Genomic DNA, 15,212 nt, shown 5'->3' with positions numbered 1-15,212 from the left:
CGATGCGAGTCGTTCTAAGCGGTGGCGGTACGGGTGGACATATCTATCCGGCCGTTGCCATAGCAAGACAATGCGAGGCGGAGAACCCGGACTCGACATTTCTATATATTGGAGGAACCAGAGGGCTGGAAAGTAAACTGGTACCCCAGGAAAATATTCCTTTTAAATCCATTGATATTACGGGCTTTCGGCGGAAATTGTCCATCGATAACCTGAAAACAGTCATGCGTTTCATTCAAGGTGTACGCAAGTCCAAAAAAATGCTGAAGGAATTCAAACCGGATGTTGTGATTGGTACAGGTGGATATGTGTGTGGACCTGTGGTATATGCAGCAACAAAACTGGGAATTCCGAGTATAATTCATGAACAGAACGCCATCCCTGGTCTGACGAACAAATTTTTGATGCGTTATGTGGACACGGTTGCCGTTAGCTTTGAAGGTTCTGAAAAATCGTTTTCCGGCGCAAAAAAGGTGATCTACACTGGTAATCCGCGAGCGACTACGGTAGCCCAGGCTAGCCGTGATCGTGGTTTTGCCACGTTAGGTGTACCGATGAACAGCCGTGTTGTTCTTGTGGTTGGTGGCAGTCGCGGGGCAAAAGCAATCAATCAGGCCATGGTGGACATGGCTCCAATGCTGGAACAACTGGACGATGTACACGTAGTTTACGTGACAGGGGATACCTATTTTGATGAAACGCGTGAAGCCATTCGCAGCTCATTGGGTACGATGCCAAACCACCTGCATGTCCTGCCTTACGTGCACAATATGCCTGAGGTGCTTGCCTGCACATCCTTGATTGTAAACCGCGCAGGTGCATCATTCCTTGCAGAGATCACATCACTGGGTATTCCTTCGATCCTGATTCCTTCACCTAACGTGACTAATAATCATCAGGAAGCCAATGCACGCACGCTTGAAGGTGGAGGTGCGTCACTCACGATGCTGGAGAAGGATCTTACAGGCAAAGTCCTGTATGAAGCCATCGCCAAGATTATGAATGATGAATCGGGACGCAAACGAATGGCTGAAGCCTCCCGGAAACTGGGGAAACCCGATGCAGCTGAAGTGCTTGTTCATGAAATTCAGCGTCTTGCTGCACGCCGATAAAGTGTGATTGTGGGCGATTGTCACACACAAGACGGGGCTGACATAAGATACCGTATAAATCGTGACCATCGTTCCATGGCGCCAGAACACGGTCTGTAACAACAGAAGATACCGTGCTCATCGGTTTTGAAGCAAAGGAGGAAGCAAACATGCATCAGTGGATATCGTTACTATCCCAGAATAATGTTGGCAGAGTTCTTGAAAACGAATCGCTAGCCAAATACACCACATGGAAGATCGGCGGTCCTGCGGATGCACTGGTCATTCCCGAGAATAAAGAGCAGATGATGAATCTCATTCAATTGCTTCACACGTATCAGATTCCGTGGATGCAACTTGGGCGGGGCTCAAACATGCTGGTGTCAGACAAAGGAATACGTGGTGTTGTGGTGAAACCAGGCGAGGGCTTTGATTATGCCGAATTTCACGAAGGCGGTGTAACCGCCGGAGCGGCGCATTCTTTTGTTAAACTCAGTGTGGTTGCTGCCAAAAAGGAATGGACCGGTCTGGAATTCGGCAGCGGTATCCCCGGCACTGTCGGTGGAGCTGTGTACATGAATGCAGGCGCGCATGGATCGGATGTGTCACGGATATTCAAATTCGCTGAGATTGTACTGGAGACAGGGGAATTGGTACGTTACAGCAAGGAGGACATGGATTTTGCCTACCGCCACTCTGTTCTGCATGATCGGAGAGGCATTGTGCTGGAAGCCACATTTGAACTCCAGCATGGGGAGCGCAACGTCATTTCGGAAACGATGGCGGCTTACAAAGATCGCCGGCGCCGCACACAGCCACTGCAGATGGCATGTGCAGGCAGTGTATTCCGAAATCCACCGGGTGATCATGCAGCCCGTCTGATTGAAGCAGCAGGGCTGAAAGGAATGATCCAGGGAGGCGCACAGGTATCCACCATGCATGCCAATTTCATTGTTAATACAGGCCAAGCAACAGCAGAGGACGTTATCACCCTAATGCAGCAGATACAGAGCACTATATCATCTCAAAACGGTATTAACCTGGTACCGGAAGTCTTCGTAGTGGGTGAGCGGTAAACCCCGGAGGTGATACATTGGACAAATTGGTGATTGAAGGCGGGAAACCCCTCTCAGGATCCATACGCATCCATGGAGCAAAAAATGCCGCTTTACCGATTATGGCCGCAAGTTTGTTGGCAGATGGAGAAGTTACACTGCATAACGTTCCACACTTGCTGGACATTGAAGTGATGCTGTATATCCTGGAACGGCTTGGATGCACGTGTCGGCATGAACAGGGAACAGTGACGATTAATACCTCGTCTATCCGGTCATATGATGTGCCAGAAGATCTAATGAAGCAGATGCGCTCTTCCATTTTTTTGATGGGACCATTGCTGGCTAAGTTTGGGCAAGTGTCAGTGTATCAGCCAGGCGGCTGTGCCATTGGAGAACGCAAAATTGATCTTCACCTCCGGGGCCTGGAAGCGCTCGGAGCTTTGATTGAAGAGCAGGACCAACAGATTATCTGTCATGGGCACAATCTGGTGGGTACAGATATTCATTTGGATTTCCCAAGTGTGGGAGCGACCGAAAACATCATGATGGCAGCCGTCCTGGCTAAAGGCACGACAACCATTTGCAACGCGGCAAGAGAACCTGAAATACAAGACCTGCAACACTTTTTGAATGCTATGGGTGCAAGCATTATTGGTGCAGGAACGGATACAATCACGATCAATGGCGTTGAGAAACTGAAGCCTTGCTCCTATGAGATTATACCGGATCGAATCGTTGCCGGAACCGTGATGATTGCAGCAGCAGCAACACGAGGCAATGTTACGCTTACACACTGCAATCCTGCTCATCTTACTTCACTTATACATGTATTGAAGCGCACTGGTGTTCAAATCACAGTCTGCAATGATATAATGACGGTGAGCTGTATGAGCCGTCCCAAATCAGTAGACCGTATTGTGACTTCTCCGTATCCTTCGTTTCCGACAGATTTGCAATCTCAAATCATGGTGCTGCTCAGTCTGGCAGACGGATTCAGTGTGATGAAGGAAACGGTATTCGAGGGTCGGTTCAAACATGTGGATGAACTGAATGTGATGGGGGCTGATATTTCAGTCGATCTGAACGCAGCATTTATCCGTGGTGTTCCCCGTCTGTACGGGGCTACAGTAGAAGCAACCGATCTTCGTGCAGGTGCAGCTCTGGTCATTGCTGGTCTGGCTGCTCAAGGCAAAACGGTTGTGGAGCAAGTGCATCATATTGACCGGGGCTACGATCAGATCGAGAAGTTATTCCAAAGTCTTGGAGCATCGGTTGAGCGACAGTCGCCCGTTTCGAAACAGTTGGATTTTGCCAATTAACGTCCTTGGAGTCCCCTTCTTGAAGGGAGGGGACCTGAGGCTTTGTGGAGCGCTACTTATGCCTAAAAGTCAAATTCCGGTTCTGAAGAAGAATCGGCCAAAAGGAAACACAAGCCGCAAAATTGTAATTATTCTCTTATTATTATTTATTGTATTGCTCGCTGTATTATTCTTTCGTTCTTCCATGAGTCGGATTTCGGCAATTGAAATTACGGGTAATGTATATACAGCAACTTCAGAACTGCTGGAGAAAAGCGGGCTGAAAGAAGGCGAACAATTTTTTGGGACAAGTACTGCCGAGGTTATTGAGCGTCTCAAGACCATCAAGGCGATTTCCACCGTTACCGTGGACAAGCAATTTCCGGGTATTATCCATATCAAGGTTCAGGAATATGCCACGGTTGCTTATGAGCTTGGTTCTGACGGTACGTTAAAAGCGATATTAGCCAGTGGGACAAGCTTGACGGTTCCGGCAACAATTGGTGTTGCTGTGGAGAAGCCCATATTGACCCAATGGAAGGCTGATGATCCACTCAAAGCCAAACTGAGCCAGACACTGGCTAAAATTCCGAATGAATTGACGACGGATATTTCGGAAATTATTCCGAATCCAACACCTTCATTTCCGGATCAGATTCGGATGTATACCAAATCACAGTTTGAAGTGATTACAACCGTCTCTCTTTTATCGGATAAAGTGGAGTATCTGAATCAGGTGATTGAGACCGAACGGCCTGGGAAAATCACCATGCTTGAGGCAGATACCTATGTCCCTTTCATCCCGGATGACCCGGAAGATGATGCTGAACTAGGAGGAACCCCCTGATCTTTGCCATTATGAGGCTGGACTGAATATGAAAGCCTAGGCAGGTCGGGGTTTGGCCCCGTCAGAGCAATGAAACTTGTTCTTTCTGAGATGAAGAAAAAATGATACACTTGAACTTATGGCACATGAGTTGCCTCCTTCTTTTTTCTTCAATGTTTTATGTCTGGCAACCAGATTTTGACACCCAAAAACATTGTAGAAAAAAGAGGGAAAGCCTGAAGTGTGTTGAATATGTTTTAAGAGTGTTTAAATTCGAACTTAATTTACTATTGGAGTCAGGAGGTGCCACAGACTTGAGCAACAATGACATCATTGTTAGTTTGGACATCGGTACATCCAAAATTCGCGCTATTATTGGGGAAATGAATAATGGAACCTTTAATATTATAGGAGTTGGATCTGCCGACTCGGAGGGAATTCGCAAAGGTGTAATCGTAGATATCGATCAGACGGTGCAGTCGATTCGCAACGCAGTGGATCATGCAGAACGTATGGTAGGTATTCAAATATCCGAAGTGTATGTTGGAATCTCGGGAAATCATATCGGACTGATGAGCAGTCACGGCGTCGTGGCTGTGTCTAACGAGGATCGTGAAATCGGAGAAGAAGACATGGAACGGGTGTTGAAAGCAGCCGAAGTCATTGCAGTTCCGCCGGAACGGGAAATTATTGATGTTGTCGCCAAGCAATATGTTGTAGATGGCTTGGAGGGCATACAGGACCCCCGTGGTATGATTGGTGTTCGTTTGGAAGTTGAAGCAACGATCATAACGGGTGCAAAAACCGCGATACATAATCTTTTGCGCTGCGTGGAAAAAGCGGGTCTGAAAGTAAGCGATTTGGTTCTCATGTCGCTTGGAGCGGGTCAACTGGCTTTGTCCAAAGATGAAAAAACGATGGGTTCAGTGCTTGTTGATATTGGAGCAGGTGCAACCACCATCGCCATTTTTGAAGAAGACAGTCTTGTTGCAACATCAACGTTGCCTATAGGTGGGGAATTCGTAACAAATGATATCGCCTATGGCTTACGCACGTTAACGGATCAGGCGGAGAAGGTGAAACTGAAATATGGTTGTGCCTGGTTGGATGATGCTGCTGCGGATGTGATGTTCAAAGTCACCCGAATTGGCAGTAATGTAGACAAGGAGTTTTCACAAGAGGATCTGGCGGCTATTATTGAACCTAGGGTTCAGGAAATATTCCAGATGATATCCCAAGAAGTGAAGCGTCTTGGTTACAACGAGCTTCCTGGAGGTTATATACTAACGGGAGGTACGGTCTCTATGCCGGGGGTTCTGCAGGTCGCTCAGCATGAGCTTGCTGCTTCGGTACGAGTTGCAGTTCCGGATTATATTGGTGTGCGTGACCCTGGGTTTACAAGCGGAGTCGGCATATTGCATAGTGTAATTCGCAGTTTGCGCATTCGTCCCTCGATCAATAACGGCGGTGGAAATAACAACAACAACAATAATAACAACAAGAAACCGACCAACCGTCCGAAGCCAAATACGGCACAGGAATCGGAGCAAAAACCCGGTCTGTTCGAACGGCTGAAGAATATGTTCAGCGAATTTATATAACAGGTTGGATCCATTTCATACATTCTTGTAAGCCGTCTGAATGCGCCGGTACTAAAATAAACGCTTTCGTTCGTCGATATATGAAATTGATTCGGTTCAAATCAAAAATTGGACGGGCCATCCATGCACATTGAGGGGGAGATGGAATAATATGTTGGAATTTGATTTCGAGATGGAGAGCTTGGCTCAAATTAAAGTCATCGGTGTAGGCGGCGGCGGAAGCAATGCAGTCAACCGTATGATTGAAAATGGTGTACAAGGTGTTGAATTTATTACGGTGAATACGGATGCGCAGGCGTTACACCTGGCGAAATCCGAGCATAAATTGCAAATCGGTGATAAATTGACTCGTGGTCTTGGTGCTGGCGCCAACCCGGATGTAGGTAAAAAAGCAGCGGAAGAGTCCCGCGATCTGATCATGAACACGTTGAAAGGTGCAGACATGGTATTTGTTACAGCCGGTATGGGCGGTGGTACAGGTACAGGTGCGGCTCCGGTTATTGCCGAAATCGCTAAAGAGTGTGGTGCGCTTACAGTGGGTGTCGTAACTCGCCCATTTACATTTGAAGGACGCAAGCGTTCCAGCCATGCAGAGCAAGGTATTGAAGCTCTCAAGGAAAAAGTCGACACACTGATCGTTATTCCTAATGATCGTTTGCTCGAAATCGTAGATAAAAAGACACCTATGCTTGAAGCGTTCCGTCAAGCGGATAACGTACTTCGTCAAGCGGTACAAGGTATCTCTGATTTGATCGCTGTACCGGGTCTGATCAACCTTGACTTTGCTGACGTCAAAACGATTATGCATGAACGTGGTTCTGCACTTATGGGGATTGGTGAATCAACAGGTGAGAATCGTGCGGCAGAAGCAGCACGGAAAGCCATTATGAGTCCTTTGCTTGAAACTTCTATTGAAGGTGCTCGCGGCGTAATCATGAACATTACGGGTGGCATTAATCTGTCCCTGTATGAAGTGAACGAAGCGGCAGAGATCGTAACGTCTGCTTCCGACCCGGAAGTAAACATGATCTTTGGTGCCATCATTGACGAAGACCTGAAAGAGGAGATTAAGGTTACAGTTATTGCAACTGGTTTTGAAGATAAACCTGCTCCACCACCACCAGGACGTAAGCCAGCTCCAGCAACAGCGGAGACGACGGATACGCGTTCGCCGAACCTGCGTCCTTTCGGAAATCAGCCGAGCAATGATCAGCTGGACATTCCGACATTTTTACGCAATCGTTCACGCAATAACAACAACGATTAATACGCAAATCAATTTATTGGAAACCCGGTACTCCTTATGGAGCGACCGGGTTTTTTCTGTTTATTTAGATATCATAGCATACAGCAATGAACAAATTCTGAACAAAGGGCCTGAGCAATTCCGACAAAAAAAGTTGGAACCACACCCCCATGATTAGACAGACTTTGAACAGGGGGCTCCGTATACTTGTGAATATGCTCATGAATATCAGGATATCGGGTACCGGTATTTCGATATGTTGCGCGCAGGCAGGTGAAGACTTTGGTTGTTTATGTGGATTTAATTTTTTTGACAAACCTGTGTATTGACGGTGCACTCATCGGAATGACCGCCTGGATGCGCAAGACAAAGCTGGTTTGGTGGCGATGGTTGCTGTCAGCCATTGTGGGTGCATTATACGTGGTCATGATGTTTGTACCGGAGTTTGATTTTATGTTCACCTTTTTGATCAAGTTCGGGTTCTCGCTGGTCATGCTTACGATTGCTTTTGGTTTTAAAGGTCTGCAGGCTTTTGCGAGGACGCTCGGTACCTTCTATGTGATTAATTTTGTCGCTGCCGGAGGTATTCTGGGTGTGCATTACATGCTTCAGAGCTCCGGTGAGTTGTTTAACGGCATTTGGTTCACGGCTTCTGGCGGTATGTCATTTGATCTGAAAATTGCTTTCTGGTTCACGTTTATCGTATTTTTTGCTGTCCTGTTTTTATTCAAAGCTGTGCAGAGTTCAAAACGGAAAACGGATCGCATGACGACCTATTTGGGCAAAGTTGAGGTCTGCATCGATGAGGTAGTCATTTCTTGTACAGGCCTTCTGGATACGGGCAATCAACTAACAGATCCCTTATCGCGCATGCCGGTCATGGTGATGGAGGTTTCGTTATGGCAAGACATGTTACCTGCTTCATGGAAGGGGAGACTCAAGGACGAGGCGCCGGACAACCTTATTCTCGAGCTTGATCAGGAAAGTTTTCAGTGGCAGGATCGACTGCGGCTAGTGCCTTATCGGGGCATTAACAAAGGGACTGCGTTTATGTTGGCCATGAAGCCGGACCGGGTGAAGGTGACGATGGAGGAAACATGTTATGAGACGACAAGAGTACTCATTGGGCTGGATGGAGGTGTTTTGTCGTCGGATGGGAAATACCAGGCCGTGATTCATCCTGAACTTGTGCAAGACGCTGCTTCTGCGCAGTCTACGGCTCTCTCTGCGGGAGCAACAGAAAAGCCGCTGAATGTGGTATAGGAGGAACGTACATGCTTGTGAAATGGAAACTGGTGGCGCAGCTGCAATACTACCGTCTGTTATTTTTATTGGGACTCAAAAGCGAAGAGATCTATTATATTGGGGGAAGTGAGGCACTTCCGCCGCCATTGACAAGGGAAGAAGAAGAATTTTTACTGCAAAAATTATCCTCGGGAGACTCGGCCATTCGCGCGATGCTTATTGAGCGCAATCTGCGTCTGGTGGTGTACATCGCACGCAAATTTGAAAACACTGGAATCAATATTGAGGATTTGGTCTCCATTGGAGCCATCGGATTGATTAAAGCAGTTAATACATTTGACCCGGAAAAGAAAATCAAACTGGCAACCTATGCTTCACGTTGTATCGAAAATGAAATTTTGATGTACCTGAGACGTAATAGTAAGATCCGAACTGAAGTTTCTTTTGATGAACCGCTCAACATTGATTGGGATGGAAATGAACTATTATTATCCGATGTATTGGGTACTGAAAACGATACAATCTATCGGAATATTGAAGAGCAGGTAGACCGGAAACTTTTGCACAAGGCACTGGAAAAATTAACGGAGCGCGAGCGAATGATTATGGAGCTTCGTTTTGGCCTGACGGATGGGGAAGAAAAGACTCAAAAAGATGTAGCGGATCTACTTGGAATCTCCCAATCCTACATCTCTCGACTCGAAAAAAGAATCATTAAAAGACTCCGCAAGGAGTTCAATAAAATGGTCTGAAATACATCTTTGGTCAGAATGGGTATTACTGGCAAGGGTGCCAAGTACGAATAAAAAAGCCTGCCCCGGAGATAATGTACATTAATGTTTCTCCTTGGGAGGTAAATCACGATGACCCGAAACAAAGTCGAGATTTGTGGCGTGGACACCGCAAAATTGCCTGTCCTCACCAACACTGAAATGCGGGAATTGTTTCATTCCCTTCAGCAACACCATGATCGCTCAGCAAGAGAGAAATTAGTGAATGGCAACCTGCGTCTGGTACTCAGTGTCATTCAGCGTTTTAACAATCGGGGGGAGTTTGTCGATGATCTGTTCCAGGTTGGTTGCATCGGCCTGATGAAAGCCATTGATAATTTTGATTTATCCCAGAATGTCAAATTTTCAACCTACGCGGTGCCGATGATTATCGGTGAAATCCGTCGATACCTGCGTGATAATAACCCAATTCGGGTATCTCGCTCCTTGAGGGACATTGCTTACAAAGCACTTCAGGTCCGTGACAGCCTGACGAATAAAAACTCCCGGGAACCGACGATATTCGAAATTGCGGAAGTACTGAATGTGCCGAAGGAAGATGTTGTTTTTGCATTGGACGCCATTCAGGACCCGGTCTCGCTCTTCGAACCGATTTATCATGATGGTGGAGATCCGATCTATGTCATGGATCAGATCAGTGATGACAGAAACAAGGATGTGTCATGGATCGAAGAAATTGCACTCCGTGAAGCAATGCATCGTCTTGGTCAGCGGGAAAAAATGATTTTGTCGATGCGGTTTTTCGAAGGGAAAACCCAGATGGAAGTGGCTGATGAAATTGGCATTTCCCAGGCTCAGGTATCACGTCTGGAGAAATCAGCGATACAACAGATGCAGAAACATGTGAAGTCGTAACACGATGCAAGAGCAGGAGGACGATCAATCGGGGCAGTGTATACCGTTGGTCGTCTTTTTGTGTTAAGCCGTTTCCACATTCAAAGAAAAATAGGACATTTTTCGCCCCTGAAACATATATTGTATAGAAGCGTGAGGAACGGGCAGAAGAGTAATAACAGGGGGCGGGAATGAATGAAAGTAAATACGAGCGAAGTAGCGGCACGAGGCATGAAAATCTCGGACTTTCAGACAAAGGATGTCATTAACATTACAGATGGTAAACGCCTCGGTCAGATCAGTGATTTGGAGCTGGATTTGAAGCAGGGACGAATTGAAGCGATTGTAGTCCCAGGGTACAGCCGTTTTATGGGTCTTTTTGGCGGGGGAACGGATCTGGTGATTCCCTGGAGAAACATTGTGAAGATTGGTTCAGATGTGATCCTGGTAAAGATGGATGAGGTGAAGGAAAATACGTATGACGAGCGTGATCGCGAAGCGCGCCTGTATGATGAACAGCAGCATAACCGGACAGAGCGTGTGGAACGCATTGAACGATCAGACCGTAATCAGCGTCGAACGATATAAATGAGACAGAATGTGGCTCATTTGGTACACTGGAAGTGGTGAGGTGAGATAATGGAACCCTTTGTATTGGATAAGGAATTACTTGAACGGACCAAGAACCCAAATTCAGATTTCAGTCCTGATCCGTTATTATTATATGTTGAGCCCTGGACACAGCAATTTGAACAGTTGTCAGTCGGTTTTACGACGAGGCATGGTGGAGTCGGAAAAGCTCCGTATGCCACGCTCAATTGTGCTTATCATGTGGGGGATGACCCTGAAGTTGTACTTAACAACCGCAGACTTGTAACCGAGAAGCTTGGCTTTGCAGCAGAAGCATGGACCTGTGGAGAGCAGGTGCATGGCAAACATGTAGCTGTAATTACCGCTGAAGATCGGAGCAGAGGATTATTTGATCGTCAATCTGCGTTGCAGGATACGGATGGATTGGTCACGAATGTGCCTGGTGTGCTGCTGACTTCTTTCTACGCAGACTGTGTTCCGCTTTATTTCTATGACCCAGTGCAGCAAGCGGTAGGTCTTGCTCATGCCGGCTGGAAAGGTACAGTTGCGGGTATCGCTGTATCCATGGTGGAGACGATGGAACGGGAGTATGGCAGCCGCAGGCAGGACATCCGGGCTGCAATCGGTCCCTCGATTGGGGATTGCTGTTATGAAGTGGATGAGGCGGTCATGCAGCATGTACGGGTTTGGTTTGATGATTCCCCGGTTAATGATGAATACAAGGATTCTGCTTCTAAACAAGCATATCGAGCCGTGAATAACGGTAAAACGATGTTAAACTTGAAAGAATGTAATCGACACATTATGATGAAAGCAGGAATAATGCCGGATCATATCGAATGTACAACATGGTGTACAAGTTGTCATCCCGAACTATTTTTCTCCTATCGGAAGGAAAATGGTGTTACAGGGCGGATGGCGAGCTGGATTGGGCTGGAAGAGAGGTGACCCTCTGTGTCATTGGAGGAGCGTATTCAACAGGTAAATCAGAAGATCGAAGACGCATGTCGGCGCAGTAACCGTCATCGTGATGATGTGAATGTGATTGCGGTCACGAAATATGTCTCACTTGAAACAACGGGATCGGTGCTGGATCATGGTCTTGAGCATATTGGAGAAAACCGGTGGCAGGATGCACAGGCCAAATGGGAAGCTTTTGGTCAACAGGGTACCTGGCACTTTATCGGTCATTTGCAGACAAATAAGGTGAAAGACGTGATTGGCAAGTTTCGTTACATACATTCACTGGATCGTTTGTCATTGGCGAAGGAGTTGGATAAAAAAGCCGCTTCACTTGGCATCCAAGTGGAAACGTTTTTGCAGGTGAATATTTCGGGTGAAGAGAGCAAGTATGGATTACAGCCTGAACAGGCAAGTTCTTTTTTGCGTGATATTCGTTCGTTCAACAATCTCAAGGTCGTTGGCCTGATGACCATGGCACCTCATGAGGAAGATCCGGAGCTGACGCGTCCCGTATTTCGTGGCTTGCGTGAGCTGAGAGATCAATTGAATGGACAAGCCCTTACAGCAGAGCCACTGACTGAGCTGTCAATGGGGATGTCCAATGATTTTGAAGTGGCCATTGAAGAAGGTGCAACCTGGGTACGGCTAGGATCGATTCTCGTAGGAAAAGAGGAGGGTTCACGATGGGCGTAATGAATAAATTTATGAATTTCCTCGGACTTCAGGAAGAGGAAGAGATTGTGGAACGTGAACGAATGGCTGCGCAGGAGGAAAATGAGGCTGAACATCAGGAAGCTGAAACCTCCAGTCTCGATAAACGTAGAAACCAAAGGGGGAATAATGTGGTGAGCATTCATTCCCAGAAAAATGTTAAAGTTGTCCTGTATGAACCGCGTTCTTATGACGAGGCTCAGGAAATTGCCGACCATCTGCGTTCGCATCGTACCGTTGTGGTGAACTTGCAACGAATTCGCCAGGACCAAGCGCTGCGCGTTATTGATTTTTTGAGTGGCACGGTATATGCATTGGGTGGCGGTATTTCCAAAATCGGCGGAAACATTTTTCTCTGTACGCCAGATACGGTTGAAATTCAGGGCTCAATTACGGAAATACTGGCTGACAGCGAGCAAGATTATAACAGAATGAGGTGAGCCACTTTTGTATCAGATTGAAAGCGTGTTGTACACGTTATACCAGATTTACTTTTACATGGTCATTGTCTACATATTGATGTCTTGGCTTCCCAATGCGCGGGAAAGCTTCATCGGTGAATGGCTGGGCAAATTAGTGGAGCCATATCTAAGACCATTCCGTCGATTTATCCCCCCTTTGTTCGGTGTGCTGGATATTTCCCCGATTGTGGCGCTAATCGTTCTGCAACTCGCGCTTAATGGGCTGATCTCCATACTTCGGTATTTTGTATATTAGGGTAGGGTGATATAGATGAGCGGTGAAATTTACGAACATTTTAGCCATGATGAGCGGGATTTTGTAGATAAGGCTTCGGATTGGGTTGAGCGGGCAGGTAAGTATCATGATATGAAGCTAACTGACTTCCTTGATCCAAGACAGGTTTTTATCTTACAGACTCTTGCCAATCGCCGTAACGATGTTCAGATTCGTCTGGATGGTGGTTACGAGGCTGCTGAACGCAAGCGTGCGCTGGTTGCACCTGATTATATGTATCTGGATGATGAGGATATGGGTATGCAGGTGCTCAGTATCACGTCTGATGATCAGAAAATCTCGGAGCTGGAGCATGGGGACTATATGGGTTCCCTGCTCGGGCTTGGGATGAAACGTGGAAAGATCGGGGATATCCAAGTGCTGGAGGACGGTTGCCATACAGTGGTGGCGGCGGAAACCGGCGCTTTTTTATCGCTTCAACTGAATCAGGTGCATCGGTTACATGTGTTCACAGAGTTACTTCCTTTGGATCAGATGCGATGGTCAGAGAGTAAGCTGGAGACGATGGACATTACGGTCGCTTCTCTTCGTTTGGATGGAATCTGCGCAGATGTGTATCGGCTTAGTCGCAGTAAAGTGCTGGTGCCGATCAAAGCTGGTCGCTGCCGTGTGAACTGGAAAGTTGAGGAAGATCCTTCCAAATCACTAAAAGCGGGTGATGTCGTATCCATTCAGGGATTTGGCCGTTTCAAGGTTATGGAACAGGATGGGATGACCAAAAAAGGACGTTGCCGAGTGAAAATCGGCAAATTTGCCTGAGTCTGTTGCAGGAAAATCCGCTTTCTTGTCGAAATGTTTATCATAAAGGTGTAGAAAATACGCGGTGTATCCGATATACATTAAGTCAAAGCTTTACATGAACGTTGGAGGATGCAATTCTGATCCTGCATTCCGTATACGTTGCCAAGGTTAGGCATCAACGATACGGCCCCTTGGGTGGTACCCATATGCTGCAAACCTTCTCTGGACGGGAAGGAACTTTAACAGGAGGTGGACAGCATGCCATTAACGCCGCTGGACATACACAACAAGGAATTTTCCCGACGTTTGCGCGGGTATGACGAGGATGAAGTCAATGAATTCCTGGATCAAGTCATCAAAGATTACGAAGGCGTCATTCGCGAGAACAAAGAGCTGAGCAATCAGTTGCTGTCCGTTCAGGAAAAGCTGGATCATTTTGCCACGATTGAAGAGACACTTAGCAAAACGATCATCATTGCACAGGAAGCTGCTGATGATGTGAAGAACAATGCGAAGAAAGAAGCGCAGTTGATCGTGAAGGAAGCAGAGAAGAATGCAGACCGGATCGTGAATGAATCGCTGGGAAAATCGCGTAAAATTGCTTTGGAAGTGGAAGAACTGAAAAAGCAGGCATCGATTTATCGTGCCCGTTTCCGCACGCTTGTTGAAGCGCAGCTTGAACTGTTGACTCAGGATGGTTGGGAAGTGCTGGAGAGCCGGGAGCAGGAAGTGCGTGACCGTGAGCGGGAGATGAAAGAAATTTATTAGTCTGTCGCCTGGTTGACTTTTGTCTGCAAAGAGGCTATAACTATATTCATAATGAATAGTGATTCCATGACGGGTTCAGTACGTTATGATCTCATCCCTCAGAGAGTTGGTGGTTGGTGCAAACCAATGGATGAGTTATAGCCGAATATCTCCCCGGAGAAGTGACGCTGAAGCGGTGATTGTGATTGCCGTGTGTAAGCCGAACCGTAAGCCGTACGTTATAACGGCACCCTGCGGTAGTATAGCGGGGCATAAGCGCTGTTGATGACAGAGCATACCTAGGCTTGCCTGGATGTGGTTTGTGATGAACAGAATTAGGGTGGTAACGCGAGTATAGCCTCGTCCCTTTCCAGGGACGGGGCTTTTTTGTGTCCAAAAAAGGCGAGCGTTCATGAGGCCCGAAGGGACCTCAAGGAGAGAGCCGCCCCGCCGGGAGAGCGAAGCGCCCGGCACACGGGTTTCGCTAAGGCGAACGCCCATGAGGCCCGAAGGGACCTCAAGGAGAGAGCCTCCCCGCCGGGGGAGCGAAGCGCCCGGCAATCAGGGTTCGCTAAGGCGAACGCCCATGAGTCCCGAAGGGACCTCAGGGAGAGAGCCTCCCGCCGGGAAAGCGAAGCACCCGGCAACACCCGCCTCGCGGTAAGGCCATGCGGCGTTCACGCAGAGAACAGCCGCAAAATGGCCGCCACTAC

At 47.4% G+C, this 15,212-nt stretch carries 16 protein-coding genes and 1 other annotated feature; all 16 genes read left to right on the top strand.

Going from position 1 to position 15,212, the window contains the following annotated elements; translation table 11 throughout:
- Window positions 1–2: 2 nt before the first annotated feature.
- The 16 genes from murG (at window position 3) to NZ043_RS31160 (ending at window position 14,520) form a co-directional block, all read left to right on the top strand.
- Window positions 3–1,112, top strand: a complete 1,110-nt coding sequence (gene murG / locus NZ043_RS31235) for an undecaprenyldiphospho-muramoylpentapeptide beta-N-acetylglucosaminyltransferase (protein WP_074095850.1) — start codon at window positions 3–5, stop codon at window positions 1,110–1,112.
- A gap of 149 nt (window positions 1,113–1,261) precedes the next feature.
- The gene (gene murB, locus NZ043_RS31230) at window positions 1,262–2,167 is read left to right on the top strand and encodes a UDP-N-acetylmuramate dehydrogenase (RefSeq protein ID WP_339310103.1); all 906 of its coding nucleotides are present in this window, start codon (window positions 1,262–1,264) and stop codon (window positions 2,165–2,167) included.
- A gap of 17 nt (window positions 2,168–2,184) precedes the next feature.
- Complete coding sequence (gene murA, locus NZ043_RS31225) at window positions 2,185–3,468, top strand: UDP-N-acetylglucosamine 1-carboxyvinyltransferase (protein ID WP_339310101.1); 1,284 nt, start codon at window positions 2,185–2,187, stop codon at window positions 3,466–3,468.
- A gap of 58 nt (window positions 3,469–3,526) precedes the next feature.
- A complete protein-coding gene (locus tag NZ043_RS31220; RefSeq protein ID WP_091028483.1) occupies window positions 3,527–4,294 on the top strand; it encodes an FtsQ-type POTRA domain-containing protein in 768 nt (255 codons plus the stop codon).
- 293 nt (window positions 4,295–4,587) lie between these two features.
- Window positions 4,588–5,874 carry a cell division protein FtsA gene (gene ftsA, locus NZ043_RS31215; protein WP_074095848.1) on the top strand — a complete coding sequence of 429 codons (1,287 nt, stop codon included), beginning with the start codon at window positions 4,588–4,590 and terminating at the stop codon, window positions 5,872–5,874.
- Window positions 5,875–6,025: 151 nt separating this feature from the next.
- Window positions 6,026–7,141: a cell division protein FtsZ gene (gene ftsZ, locus NZ043_RS31210; RefSeq protein ID WP_091028484.1), complete on the top strand. Its 1,116-nt coding sequence runs from the start codon at window positions 6,026–6,028 to the stop codon at window positions 7,139–7,141.
- Window positions 7,142–7,402: 261 nt separating this feature from the next.
- Window positions 7,403–8,383: a sigma-E processing peptidase SpoIIGA gene (gene spoIIGA, locus NZ043_RS31205; protein ID WP_091014080.1), complete on the top strand. Its 981-nt coding sequence runs from the start codon at window positions 7,403–7,405 to the stop codon at window positions 8,381–8,383.
- Window positions 8,384–8,394: 11 nt separating this feature from the next.
- Window positions 8,395–9,117, top strand: coding sequence for an RNA polymerase sporulation sigma factor SigE (sigE, locus tag NZ043_RS31200; RefSeq protein WP_017687308.1), 723 nt, complete (start codon window positions 8,395–8,397; stop codon window positions 9,115–9,117).
- Between the two features lie 111 nt (window positions 9,118–9,228).
- Window positions 9,229–10,011: an RNA polymerase sporulation sigma factor SigG gene (gene sigG, locus NZ043_RS31195; RefSeq protein ID WP_017687309.1), complete on the top strand. Its 783-nt coding sequence runs from the start codon at window positions 9,229–9,231 to the stop codon at window positions 10,009–10,011.
- 174 nt (window positions 10,012–10,185) lie between these two features.
- The gene (locus NZ043_RS31190) at window positions 10,186–10,578 is read left to right on the top strand and encodes a YlmC/YmxH family sporulation protein (protein ID WP_251035120.1); all 393 of its coding nucleotides are present in this window, start codon (window positions 10,186–10,188) and stop codon (window positions 10,576–10,578) included.
- Window positions 10,579–10,629: 51 nt separating this feature from the next.
- Window positions 10,630–11,529, top strand: coding sequence for a peptidoglycan editing factor PgeF (pgeF, locus tag NZ043_RS31185; RefSeq protein WP_091028486.1), 900 nt, complete (start codon window positions 10,630–10,632; stop codon window positions 11,527–11,529).
- 6 nt (window positions 11,530–11,535) lie between these two features.
- Entirely contained in the window at window positions 11,536–12,237 is a 702-nt protein-coding gene (locus NZ043_RS31180) for a YggS family pyridoxal phosphate-dependent enzyme (protein ID WP_036614854.1), read from the top strand.
- Window positions 12,228–12,695, top strand: coding sequence for a cell division protein SepF (locus tag NZ043_RS31175; protein ID WP_036614853.1), 468 nt, complete (start codon window positions 12,228–12,230; stop codon window positions 12,693–12,695). Before NZ043_RS31180 ends, NZ043_RS31175 begins: the two co-directional genes overlap by 10 nt.
- A gap of 16 nt (window positions 12,696–12,711) precedes the next feature.
- A complete protein-coding gene (locus NZ043_RS31170; RefSeq protein ID WP_091034807.1) occupies window positions 12,712–12,972 on the top strand; it encodes a YggT family protein in 261 nt (86 codons plus the stop codon).
- A gap of 15 nt (window positions 12,973–12,987) precedes the next feature.
- Window positions 12,988–13,770: a YlmH/Sll1252 family protein gene (locus NZ043_RS31165; RefSeq protein ID WP_091014083.1), complete on the top strand. Its 783-nt coding sequence runs from the start codon at window positions 12,988–12,990 to the stop codon at window positions 13,768–13,770.
- A gap of 240 nt (window positions 13,771–14,010) precedes the next feature.
- Window positions 14,011–14,520: a DivIVA domain-containing protein gene (locus tag NZ043_RS31160; protein ID WP_062835445.1), complete on the top strand. Its 510-nt coding sequence runs from the start codon at window positions 14,011–14,013 to the stop codon at window positions 14,518–14,520.
- A gap of 57 nt (window positions 14,521–14,577) precedes the next feature.
- Window positions 14,578–14,870 (top strand) — a binding site (T-box leader).
- Window positions 14,871–15,212 lie beyond the last annotated feature (342 nt).

Source organism: Paenibacillus sp. FSL k6-2145 (assembly GCF_037976585.1).
Taxonomy (GTDB): domain Bacteria; phylum Bacillota; class Bacilli; order Paenibacillales; family Paenibacillaceae; genus Paenibacillus.
The sequence above is the reverse complement of the archived record's forward strand: the minus strand, read 5'-3'. Positions and strand labels throughout refer to the sequence as shown.

What these genes read in the sequence shown, in the direction of transcription:
- murG (WP_074095850.1), top strand. Translation starts at nt 3, where the DNA reads ATGCGAGTCGTTCTAAGCGGTGGCGGTACGGGTGGACATATCTATCCG.
- murB (WP_339310103.1), top strand. Translation starts at nt 1,262, where the DNA reads ATGCATCAGTGGATATCGTTACTATCCCAGAATAATGTTGGCAGAGTT.
- NZ043_RS31220 (WP_091028483.1), top strand. Translation starts at nt 3,527, where the DNA reads ATGCCTAAAAGTCAAATTCCGGTTCTGAAGAAGAATCGGCCAAAAGGA.
- ftsZ (WP_091028484.1), top strand. Translation starts at nt 6,026, where the DNA reads ATGTTGGAATTTGATTTCGAGATGGAGAGCTTGGCTCAAATTAAAGTC.
- sigE (WP_017687308.1), top strand. Translation starts at nt 8,395, where the DNA reads ATGCTTGTGAAATGGAAACTGGTGGCGCAGCTGCAATACTACCGTCTG.
- sigG (WP_017687309.1), top strand. Translation starts at nt 9,229, where the DNA reads ATGACCCGAAACAAAGTCGAGATTTGTGGCGTGGACACCGCAAAATTG.
- NZ043_RS31190 (WP_251035120.1), top strand. Translation starts at nt 10,186, where the DNA reads ATGAAAGTAAATACGAGCGAAGTAGCGGCACGAGGCATGAAAATCTCG.
- pgeF (WP_091028486.1), top strand. Translation starts at nt 10,630, where the DNA reads ATGGAACCCTTTGTATTGGATAAGGAATTACTTGAACGGACCAAGAAC.
- NZ043_RS31175 (WP_036614853.1), top strand. Translation starts at nt 12,228, where the DNA reads ATGGGCGTAATGAATAAATTTATGAATTTCCTCGGACTTCAGGAAGAG.
- NZ043_RS31165 (WP_091014083.1), top strand. Translation starts at nt 12,988, where the DNA reads ATGAGCGGTGAAATTTACGAACATTTTAGCCATGATGAGCGGGATTTT.
- NZ043_RS31160 (WP_062835445.1), top strand. Translation starts at nt 14,011, where the DNA reads ATGCCATTAACGCCGCTGGACATACACAACAAGGAATTTTCCCGACGT.